11 protein-coding genes are annotated in these 10,042 nt (G+C 51.9%); 7 read left to right on the forward strand and 4 right to left on the reverse strand.

What is annotated here, in order from left to right; translation table 11 throughout:
- Nucleotides 1–156: 156 nt before the first annotated feature.
- Nucleotides 157–372, forward strand: a complete 216-nt coding sequence (locus tag VLA04_05355; GenBank protein ID HSI21095.1) for a hypothetical protein — start codon at nucleotides 157–159, stop codon at nucleotides 370–372.
- Nucleotides 373–505: 133 nt separating this feature from the next.
- Nucleotides 506–934, forward strand: a complete 429-nt coding sequence (locus tag VLA04_05360) for a DUF1801 domain-containing protein (protein HSI21096.1) — start codon at nucleotides 506–508, stop codon at nucleotides 932–934.
- Between the two features lie 58 nt (nucleotides 935–992).
- On the opposite strand, the gene VLA04_05365 is transcribed toward VLA04_05360, so the two are convergent.
- The 3 genes from VLA04_05365 to VLA04_05375 form a co-directional block, all read right to left on the reverse strand.
- Nucleotides 993–1,343 carry a hypothetical protein gene (locus tag VLA04_05365; GenBank protein ID HSI21097.1) on the reverse strand — a complete coding sequence of 117 codons (351 nt, stop codon included), beginning with the start codon at nucleotides 1,341–1,343 and terminating at the stop codon, nucleotides 993–995.
- A gap of 565 nt (nucleotides 1,344–1,908) precedes the next feature.
- Entirely contained in the window at nucleotides 1,909–2,475 is a 567-nt protein-coding gene (locus VLA04_05370) for a hypothetical protein (protein ID HSI21098.1), read from the reverse strand.
- A 149-nt stretch (nucleotides 2,476–2,624) separates the two neighbouring features.
- Nucleotides 2,625–3,239 carry a response regulator gene (locus VLA04_05375; protein ID HSI21099.1) on the reverse strand — a complete coding sequence of 205 codons (615 nt, stop codon included), beginning with the start codon at nucleotides 3,237–3,239 and terminating at the stop codon, nucleotides 2,625–2,627.
- 155 nt (nucleotides 3,240–3,394) lie between these two features.
- Here VLA04_05375 and VLA04_05380 point away from each other — a divergent pair, with 155 nt between their 5' ends.
- A complete protein-coding gene (locus tag VLA04_05380) occupies nucleotides 3,395–4,147 on the forward strand; it encodes a helix-turn-helix domain-containing protein (protein ID HSI21100.1) in 753 nt (250 codons plus the stop codon).
- A gap of 66 nt (nucleotides 4,148–4,213) precedes the next feature.
- On the opposite strand, the gene VLA04_05385 is transcribed toward VLA04_05380, so the two are convergent.
- Entirely contained in the window at nucleotides 4,214–4,441 is a 228-nt protein-coding gene (locus VLA04_05385) for a hypothetical protein (protein HSI21101.1), read from the reverse strand.
- A gap of 143 nt (nucleotides 4,442–4,584) precedes the next feature.
- On the opposite strand from VLA04_05385, the gene VLA04_05390 reads away from it, so the two are divergent.
- From VLA04_05390 to VLA04_05405, 4 genes are all read left to right on the forward strand, one after another.
- The gene (locus tag VLA04_05390) at nucleotides 4,585–5,307 is read left to right on the forward strand and encodes a helix-turn-helix domain-containing protein (GenBank protein HSI21102.1); all 723 of its coding nucleotides are present in this window, start codon (nucleotides 4,585–4,587) and stop codon (nucleotides 5,305–5,307) included.
- Between the two features lie 49 nt (nucleotides 5,308–5,356).
- Complete coding sequence (locus tag VLA04_05395; GenBank protein HSI21103.1) at nucleotides 5,357–7,480, forward strand: hypothetical protein; 2,124 nt, start codon at nucleotides 5,357–5,359, stop codon at nucleotides 7,478–7,480.
- 572 nt (nucleotides 7,481–8,052) lie between these two features.
- Complete coding sequence (locus VLA04_05400) at nucleotides 8,053–8,451, forward strand: hypothetical protein (protein HSI21104.1); 399 nt, start codon at nucleotides 8,053–8,055, stop codon at nucleotides 8,449–8,451.
- Nucleotides 8,448–10,042: AAA family ATPase (locus VLA04_05405; protein ID HSI21105.1), on the forward strand; the 1,595-nt coding region annotated here is incomplete at its 3' end. The genes VLA04_05400 and VLA04_05405, both read left to right, overlap by 4 nt.

The following is a 10,042-nucleotide window of genomic DNA, read 5'->3' on the forward strand; positions in this document are numbered from 1 at the left end:
CCAATGGCGCTCGTTTTTCTTTGTCCCCCTATCTTGCTAGGCTGAACCCATGCAACCTACGCTCCATATAGTGAGGGTAACAGAAGCTGGACAAGCCTTACTTGTCCAAGTGGCACAAAGCTAGCATCAGAGGAGGCGTTCTGCCTTAATAAAGCCATGAATGAGTATTGGCGGAAACGGATTAACCTAGCTTTTTCTTCACCACTAGGTGGAGACCCCGACTGGGACAGGGATGAGATGGGGCCACGCGTTAGCGATAACCCCCGCTTTCTCCAGCGGTTGTCTGACCAAGCCGAGAGTGAATCAGGCAGCCCCCTCAGCGATGATGACTACCAAAAAATTGCGGCCAATATGATGCCCACTGCAGGTTGAACTGCCACCATGCACGCTCCCCCTAAGCCTTGTCCGAGACGACAAGGCTTTTTCTTTTTGAGTGTCGCCCGTACCTACCCCCTTCCCATAAAGCTGGTATATTAGGCGCACACGTCATATCAGCATACTTCCCATGGGCACTATTAAAACCGTTGTGAGCGATGCAAGTGTAGAACGCTTTATCCAAACAGTGGAAGACGAGAAGAAGCGGGCCGACGGCACTACCCTCTTGGAAGTGTTTGCCCGCATAACCGGCGAAAGCCCCAAGATTTGGGGCACCAGCATTATTGGCTACGGCCAGTACCACTACAAATCTGAGAAAAGCCGCCAGGAAGGCGACTGGTTTTTAACCGGTTTCTCCCCCAGGAAAGACAAGCTTACGCTCTACATCATGTCCGGGTTTGAGAACTATACGGACTTGCTGGGCAAGTTGGGCAAGCACAAGACAAGCCAGGGCGGGTGCCTCTACATTAACAAGCTTGCCGATATCGATATGGATGTTTTGGAGACGCTTATCGCCACATCTTTTGAGGATATGAAGAAGCTCCATCCTGCTACCTAAGCTAGGTTGGGATAAGAAAAAGACCAGGCCCACAGGCCTGGTCTATGTGATATTCAACCTAGTTACTCTCCAGTAGGTCCCAGAGGATATTCTCTAACTCTTCCCTGGAGATGTCCGGGTTTTCCTTGAAAGCACCTGTCAGTGCCTCTACCCGTTTTGCCCCTAACTGATGGAGAAGCTCTGCAGTGCGCGAAACCTTGCCCACTTTTGCGGCGTCGCGCGTACCAGCCAAGAACCTGAGGCCTTGGGATTCATTGTCAAAGAGGCGGGAGATCCGTTTGGATTTTTCCCCATCTTTCACAATGTACTGCACACGCCACTTGCCTGCGCGCCTTCCCGACATCACCTGCCGGCATGATCCCTCGTTGTTCTTGGCCCGCGACCTGGTTACGCCTATAGCCTTTGTCATCTTTTACCACCTCCGGCATCCTTTGCCACCGGCAGAGTATCAAAAGGAGGTTTTGCTGTACAGGTTGGCCAGACGTTTTAAAGGTTTGGGGGCATAGCGAAAAAGGGCCCCGTATGGGGCTCTTTGGTATTCTGCAATCTTTTAAGACGATGTGGCTGTCAGCCGTGACTCCCTCGTCCCGCAGGACGAGGGCGAGCCACTCCACATGCACGGTTGCAAGTGAACAAACTTGGTAATCTCCCACATGGCTTTACGCGCATGGAGGACTACCTGGGGGATTCCTGGGGCCGTGCACGGCTCCCACAGGATCTCGCAGCTGTCCCTTGGGTGGTTTGTAGCACCCCACGCTCATACGCGTCCGCAGCGATTGTTGAAGGAATGGTAGTTTCCCTCTAGTTCAGGCTCCACTCGTTGAGTGAAGCCGGATAAGAAGGTCGGTTTAGATAAAGGCACATACATACAGAAAGCCCTTTCTCCCTCGCACCGATTGCGAGTAATTCTGTCGTTTCTTAGCTGTCGACTTCGCGGCGGGAATTAACCACCGAACCGTTCTCGGTCAGCGAGTCTAGAGCATCACCAGCTCGTACTCAGGCTCAACCTTGCGGGGGGATGAAGGAACCTCCTCCGGAAAGGCCTGATCTCCGAAGAGATACAGCCCTATCCGGGGGTACAGCACCATCCTCTTCTCCGACAAAGCCCGGAAAAGAACACAGGATCGCCCTTCTTTGGTAAGTGGACAGAAATCCACCACCTCAAGGAGCAACTCCCCCATTCCGCTCCCATGAGCACTCCGGTACACATGGGTGAGCCATGGATACTCTCGGGAGTGCTTACAGGTGCCCGCAAGCTCGCCGCCCGGAGACCCGAGGGCATAGACGACATTTCTGCCCTCTATTCCACCGGATCCCCCGTACACGCTGACATCCGTCAGGACTATCAGCGTCTCCTTCTCCGTTACCGCCGAGCGGTGCAAGAGAATGGAGATGACCGACTCCTTATAGAAGGTCAGGTGACGGGACCGCGGGTGAGACGCACTGTGCTTCTCCAGAGACTCTACCCATTTCTGGGTGTTCTCAGGCAGGCCAGCTAAGACAGGAAAGGTAGCGAGAATTTCTTCTTGAGTTCGTTTCATAATAGTTTCCATCTCCTAGCGTCGGCCGCAACCCTGTAAAATTTCGGAGGTTTCCCTCTAGTTCAGGCTCTACCCCACAAGGAGTAAAGCCAGATAAGAAGTGACCGTTCTCGGTCAGCGAGCTAGCTAGCAGCCCTATGAGGGATCCCTCAGGCGGGAAGCTTGAGCACCTGTTTACACGCCTGTTGAAAGGCGGCAAGCCAGTACTCAACTCTTTCCTTCCTGTAGTCCGGCTGCATCCGCACCTCCTCAGTATGCTCGTACCCATGGGAGATGTGCTTCCCGTCCGCCCCCTCATAGAGTGGAGTCTCCCACCCCAAGTACACACAAACGCACTCCAGCCTCTCGGCATGGTGGCCTTCACTTGTACAGTGGATGTAGGGAACTCCCTGTTCTTTGGCTTTTTGAGCCAAAAGAACACCGCTGGGCTCCTCCTCTGAGTGAGCCCTAGCAATCTCGAATGAGCTGTAGAAGTTGTCCTTATAGGACGTCTTCTCTGCTGCCTTCAAGATTCCCAGCCACAAGCGACGCATTTCGAGAATGCTAGCCTGGCCCTTCGGAAGGTGAATGTCGATCATTGCGAGATCGACCCCTCCCTCCTCCAGTCGCGCCTTACCTTCCTCATAAGAGGTGGCAGTTACGACCTGATGGCCAAGCCCGATCAGGGCGGTAGCGGCGACGTCGGCGAATCTATCATCAATAACCAAAATTCTCATATCTTTCATTCTCCTAGCGCCGGCCGCTACCCAATCTTCAAAGTTCATGTGCTGTAGTGCGGTCTGCTTTCGCTTCTCACACTTCAACGAGCAGCATTATAGCTCACAGAGCCTACTTTGTCAATAAGTTTAGGCGTTTATCTATTGACTTATTAGGTTAATAAGCGTAGAGTACTCTAATAACGACTAATACTTTCGTCATTGTGGATTTACCTGAATACCTCAAAAAACTCGGTCTTGGAGCCAAAGAAGCCCGTACGTACCTGGCCTGTCTTGAGCTTGGGGAATCCAATATTGTCCCTATTGCTGAGAAGGTTAAGCTTCCCCGCACCTCAGTGGCCTACCTCTTAGAGAAGCTCCAAGAAGAGGGCCTCATTGAGATTCTGGAGCGCCGGGGCCGCAAGCACTACATTCCGTATCCCCCGCGGAACATCCTTACTAAGTTTAAGGAGAAGGAAGAGCAGGCTAAGGAGCATAGCGCCTCGTTTGCCCAACTTGTCCCAGAGCTGAACCGGTTATACGAAAACACGCCCCACCAGCCAAAGGTGCGCATCTTTAAGGGTGAAGAGCTGCGGGACATCTATGAGGAAATGCTCAACACCAAGCCAAAAGAAATCTGTTACGTAGGAAGTACCAAGCAGATTGAAGAGGTGGTGGGTGCCCGCTTTCTCCAGGATTGGGTAAAGCGCCGGGCGGCTGCCGGTATCTGGACCCGCGCCATTAGGGTAAAGAGCGAGGAACCTAAGGACTCGGTGTATGCCGCCGGTAAAGAGGGGCAGCGGGATGTCCGTTACGCCCCTACCGGGTTTAAGAGCCCTGCTAATATCCTCATCTATGGCGATACGGTTGTAGTAGTCACTACTGCAAAGGAGAGTTTTGGTGTAGTGACCACCTCCCCAGATTACGCCACCAGTATGCAGAGTTGGTTTGAGGAGCTGTGGGAAAAGTGTGCATAAGAAAAAAGGGAGCCAGTTGGCTCCCTTTTGGGTTCATCAATCTCTCGGTTAGGGTTCATTGCACCCTCAGGCCGACCACGCGTCTCTTTTGGATCTCGGCATCCACTCACCCTTTTCGTTGAACAGGGGGTGGGTCAGGCTTACCGTTCCTATGACCGTGATGATCACAACCTGGAGATAAGACAGGTTAAAACCAAGGAGGTTCAGGACAAGGGTCGAAATCCCGATGCGGGTTACGATCCAGAGGACGTCGACGATTGTTAAGGGCTTATTGGTTTTTGTGTTTACTAGCATGTTTTTCCTTCACCTTTTTTGGTGATGCGGCTATTAAACTCTATAAATGCGTTTTTGTTGACTATCTCGCCACATTATTGTATAATTTAACAGATCTAAATTAGAAATATTAATAGTTTGTCGAGAATTATCCACGATATAATATGAGCATAGAACGCCTCCTTTCCAGCTTTGGGCTCCGTGAAAAGAAAGCCGCTGTATACCAGGCAGTCCTGGAGCGCGGCTCTTCTACCGTGCTTCCCCTCGCCCAACGGGCAGGGATTAACCGGACTACTGCATACGATATCCTTGAAGACCTTCAGATCAGAGGCTTGGTTATCTATAAGGAGATCCGGGGCCGTCGCTACTACCAGGCTACTGACCCCCGCCGGTTTAAGCACATCTTGGAACAGCAGCAGAAAGAGGTTGAGCAGTCCCTCCCCGAGCTCCTTGCACTCTATAAGCCGTCAAAAGAGAAACCAGCCACCCGCTTCTTTGAAGGCAAGGAGGAAATTGCCCTTATTTACCAGGAATTACTCAAAGCATCGTCTATCGATGCATATGGCGATTTCACCCGTATCAACTCCTTTTACCCTGATTTTCCCAAGTACGTGCAGCAGCAGATCAACCGTGGCATTAAGATCAGGGATCTCGTACCCTTTGGCACCAAGTTGGATGAACTCTCTTCCCAGTACCGGTCGCCAAAGCAGGAACTTCGCTACCTACCAAAAGATATGAACCTGGAAACGGATACCATTATCTTTGGCGACTCTGTAGCGTTTATCTCTTTTGGTGAGACTGTGCACGGGCTGATTGTAGATAGTAAGGCCATCACCGCCACTCAGCGGAGGCTATTTGAGAATCTCTGGGAAATAGCCAAGGCTTAAACCAGGTTTCTGACAGCCTGAATTTCTCCTATTGGTATACAATAATGCCATGGATCACGAGTCATTCAGCCGCATCCCCCCTTCACCAGAGGAGAGTAAGGTAGCCGAGACGGCCGTACGCACCCCCGAAGAGGAGCGTGCCTTTTTCGAACGCCTCCAATCCATTATTCGAACAATTTCGGAACGCCCCGACTTAGTGGTCACCACTAAGATGTCCCCCGACATACAAGCCCAGATGCAAGCCGAGGGCAAAGATCCGAACGATGCTTGGTACCTGTATACGGAATACGACCGAGTAAGCCGTAAGCCAATCCGCCAACACGTGCGTGTCCCCGAGCAGATAGTGGATTCACCCGACTTTGCGCGAGGTGCTGCAGCCCACGAAGCAGGACACGTACTTATTACGCGATATGGTGAATTTGTACCCAGGGCGGTCATGCAGGAACTTGGCTTTCACTCGTTAATGGCAGCAGCCGAGGAGCGGCCTACTGACCATGTGGTCCGGGAACGTTACGAGGGAGCCGGAGCCTGGGTGGACACTACCCGTAAGGAGTTAATTGCCAAGGCGGGAGTACCGGACCCTACCTCGAAGCTGTTCCCGCAAGCCCCACGCTTTGCCCAGCTGTGTGATTTGATTGTATTCGACCGATATCACGAGGAAGAAGCGAAAGCCGCTTACTACAGCGAAGAGGCCCTTGCTGCCTACGCCAAAATTGATCCCGTGGTGCGAAAAATTGAATCAACACTACCTGCCCCCGGTTCGAGTGAGAAGGAAGTGCGCAATAAGGCCATTGAGCGGTACCAAATAGTATATCGAGAACTCTGGCCCATCCTTAAGCCAATGATGGAACAGGACCGGCAAGAGCAGGCCGAGCGCAACTTGCTTGAAGAAGAGCATGCTGACCATATCCCACAAACTGCAGCCGAGGCTATCGAGCGGATCCTAGACGAAGCCCTTACAGCCGATGGGGAACAAATGCAGGAACTTTCCCGTGAATTGGTTGAAATTCTCAAGGAAATTTTCGCTATGCTGCCACGCGAGGTGCAAGAAGAACTCCTTCGTCAGGCAACGGAAGAAATGGAACGGATTGAGGACGAGATTGTAAATGGTTTTGATGCCCGCCTTACCGAAAACCCACCCCTCACCCACTCACAGGTAAAACGCGTCGATGAAATAGAACGCACGGAAGCTAAACGAAGAGAAGACATTCGCAAAGCAGAAGAAGAAAGGGAGCGGCTCGCACAACCACTCGAGGCGATAGAAATTGGGGGTTCATTAGGTGAGTATGAACAAGCCTACTCGGCGGTCCGCGAGCTAGACGAGGAGCTGTACGCACGGTTGAGCGAGATTCTGTACCCGAACATTAGAAAGGACGTTAAGCTCCGTTCAAGTGGCGGCAAACTTAACCTTCCCGCCGTATTCAGGTGGAAAGCCCAGCGAGCCGCAGGAAACACAGGAAACGACAAGATATTCGAGTCAGTCATTACCCCTGAAGCAAAAGACTATGCATTCGAAATCTTAGTCGACCTTTCAGGCTCCATGAGCCAATCAGGCTACGACGACGATGATGACTATTACGATGACGGTGAATATGACAATGAGAAGCCACCAGAGAAGAAACACCTCAGGAAAGTTGATGAGGCATTACGTGCGGTAGCCCTACTCTCTGAAGTACTTGAGCGCCTGGGTGTCCCGTTTGAGGTCACGGGCTACCAAAACATAGCCTTCACCCTTAAGTCATTTGAAACAGAGTTAGATGACAACTCAAGGACAAGCCTCGGCTCAATACCGCTTGAGGTCGAAAGTGAGAACCCAGGCGGCAACAACAGGTCGGGCAGCAATAACGATGGCCCCTGTCTCATGACGGCAGCCGCATCGCTGGCAGCCCAACAAAACAAAAAGAAGTTCCTCCTTGTCCTCTCAGACGGGTTGCCAACCGGTGGAGGGACCATAAATGGGGAGCGCCTCGATCCATACCAAGCACTGACGCAGGCTGTGGCCCACATCAGCAGCCAAGAAGATATCCACTTGGTTGGCATTGGCGTAGGAGAAGGAACTGACCACGTCGCTAATTACTACCCTACTGCCCTTCCCAATATCCGCGCAGAAGTATTGGCGGAGCAGCTTGGCGCACTCCTGGAAGACATTATTCTCCGGCCAGAAGCATACTAACGAAAAAAGCCCCCCACACGGGGAGGGCTAGAAATGTTTGTGAGTTTGGGTTCTCCACCGGATTGGCTACCAGAGTGCACCATGGCTAGGTGCGGGGAAAACCCTACGAGTGACAAGGGCGGGATATTCGCATCCCGCACAACAGAACTTGATTATTAAATCAAATTTTGATGATGAGATACTAACATCTTTTCGCCAAAATGTCAAGAAGCTATGGAGCGTGGCTTTTTCGAAAGCTGACGTTACCCATGGAGGGTACTATTCTCCGGCCAGAAGCGTACCAAAGAAAAAAGCCTCCTTATTTAAGGAGGCTGTGAATTCGGACTTATGTTCAGTCTTCCACCGGATTGGCTACCAGAGTGCACCATGGCTAGGCGCGGGAACACTTACGATGACGAGACGAGATGTGGGCCATCTCTTACATACCACATTTTGATGATGGGATAGTAACACGTTTTCGCTAAAATGTCAATGGGTTATGGGGTTTTTAGCTATCCTCAGGGATTAACCCTACCTGTAGAGAGGTAAAAACTTTTCGCTCAGAGGCGGCGCCTGCTACACTAAAGCTACATATGGATGAAACATTGAAGGAAAAATTGCAGGATTACCTAGAGGGGCTTTCCTCAATCCACCTCGCCGACCATGTCGCCTTGGGAGCGGTTGTCTTCCCTGGCCACTTCCGACCAGAAGTGAACAGCAACGTTCGTGAAGCAGGCATCCCTGTAGAAGAACTGAACCATTTCGACCATTCCTTCTCCAGGCCGGTTGTTGAGTCGGCACTTAGGCAAGGCGAAGCCATTGCCCTTAATTGCTCCAGTGAGCCCCAAGCCTCCTTCCTGTCATTTCTTCGCTCAAACCTAGATACTGTCACAGCCCAGTTCAACGGTACCGTACTTCTCCTCCTTTCGGATGAGCAGTATGCCCACCTTCCCCTGCAGGAAGAACTTACATCCGTCTGTTCCCTCGCATGAGTACAGGCAACTTTGAACGCCCTTCTCTGCCATCTGCAGAAATTGAGCCAACCCAGCGGTTTGAAAAGCCACACGTACTTCAAGACGTGACGTTTGAAGTACGTCCCAAAGGAGCGAACAAGTTTGAGTACCGAAGCAGTTCTCCAGACAGGAAACTGGTTGTCCTCTCCCTAGACAGCGACCCGCCCGTTACTGGCATGATTTATGACGTGGAGGTCATAGACGACAGTGCACCGGACAACCCAATGGGAGGGAAATATACGGTACGGCTGTACTTTGGCAGTGGGGAAGAATTGGACGGACAAGAACTCCCCTTACCCTTAGTTGAGAACCAAACTGAGCAGCAACCCCGCAAGCCCCGCCCACTAGAGGTTAGCCCAGACGGTGAGACGCTCTATGTCCTCTCCACCGAGATACCGTACAACCAAGAGGGCGGCACCCGGGTGCCGTCTCGGGAGCGCTTCACCCACTTCATGTTAGATGAGCGGACACTTCGTACAATCGAGAAGGTCGCCACCGCAGTAGAACTGCAGCAACCATGTCTCCTGGAAGGTGAGACTGCTGCGTCTAAGACCAGCTCCATCGAGTACCTGGCCATGGCGTCAAACCATAATGTCATCCGCGTCAACCTTAATGGCCAGACAGACACCTCCGAACTTATTGGTAAGTTTGTACCGAACGACGGCAGGCTTGAGATAGAGTTTTCCCAAGCACTAGCGAGTGAGCATCTCATTGGTGACGAATCACGTGCCATTATTACTGCCGCCCAGGAAGATGGTCGCGCACTTACGCTCTTGGAATGTCAGAAAATCGCCCATAACGAGCAGATTGAGATCCCAGAATGGCGCTGGAAAGACGGTGTAGTGCCGGAAGCTATGAGATCTGGCGCCTGGCTCATCTTAGATGAGATCAACCTTGCGGAACCTCAAATCCTAGAGCGCCTGAACTCCGTACTTGAAAAAGACCCTTCGCTTTTTCTTTCAGAAAATGGCGGCGCAACTATCGGCCCAGAAGGAGATCTACCAACGCACGAGAATTTCCGCATTTTTGGCACCATGAACCCTGCTAGCTATGCGGGGCGTTCAGCCATGTCTCCTGCCTATAAAGACCGCTGGACCAGCTACATGTACGTTCCTTCCCCTGGCGAGGGTGACTACCTGGATATGATGAAGCTGCTTGTCTACGGTATCCAGCCGCAGGTCACCATAGACGGCACTGCTTACAAAGAAGATGACCGAGAGCCAGAGTATCCCCAGTTGTCGGAAATTGAGAATCTCCCTATTTTTCTAGCCCGACTAGCCAAGTTCCAGATAACAATCGAGGAGATGGCACGCGTGGGAACCATAGGTCGCACACGCAAGGAAAAGTACGTATTCACTCGCCGCGGGTTGCTAGAGATGCTCAATTACGCCGAGAACAAGAGCTTACTTGATCGCTCCAGTGGTAAGCGCGTGACAGTAGCCGACGACCCTCAGCGCATCCTCTCCAAAGCGGTTACGTACTACTTCTTGGATAAAATCACTGATTCGGATGACCGGAAGAAGGTGCAGGACCAGCTTGATGCAATTGGCCTCCTTTCCAATAGTTGGCT

The sequence above is a fragment of the Verrucomicrobiia bacterium genome, assembly GCA_035460805.1.
GTDB lineage: Bacteria > Patescibacteriota > UBA1384 > CAILIB01 > CAILIB01 > DATHWI01.

Coding starts and splice junctions, on each gene's coding strand:
- VLA04_05355 (HSI21095.1), top strand. CDS start 157: ATGAATGAGTATTGGCGGAAACGGATTAACCTAGCTTTTTCTTCACCA.
- VLA04_05360 (HSI21096.1), top strand. CDS start 506: ATGGGCACTATTAAAACCGTTGTGAGCGATGCAAGTGTAGAACGCTTT.
- VLA04_05365 (HSI21097.1), bottom strand. CDS start 1,343: ATGACAAAGGCTATAGGCGTAACCAGGTCGCGGGCCAAGAACAACGAG.
- VLA04_05370 (HSI21098.1), bottom strand. CDS start 2,475: ATGAAACGAACTCAAGAAGAAATTCTCGCTACCTTTCCTGTCTTAGCT.
- VLA04_05375 (HSI21099.1), bottom strand. CDS start 3,239: ATGAACTTTGAAGATTGGGTAGCGGCCGGCGCTAGGAGAATGAAAGAT.
- VLA04_05385 (HSI21101.1), bottom strand. CDS start 4,441: ATGCTAGTAAACACAAAAACCAATAAGCCCTTAACAATCGTCGACGTC.
- VLA04_05390 (HSI21102.1), top strand. CDS start 4,585: ATGAGCATAGAACGCCTCCTTTCCAGCTTTGGGCTCCGTGAAAAGAAA.
- VLA04_05395 (HSI21103.1), top strand. CDS start 5,357: ATGGATCACGAGTCATTCAGCCGCATCCCCCCTTCACCAGAGGAGAGT.
- VLA04_05400 (HSI21104.1), top strand. CDS start 8,053: ATGGATGAAACATTGAAGGAAAAATTGCAGGATTACCTAGAGGGGCTT.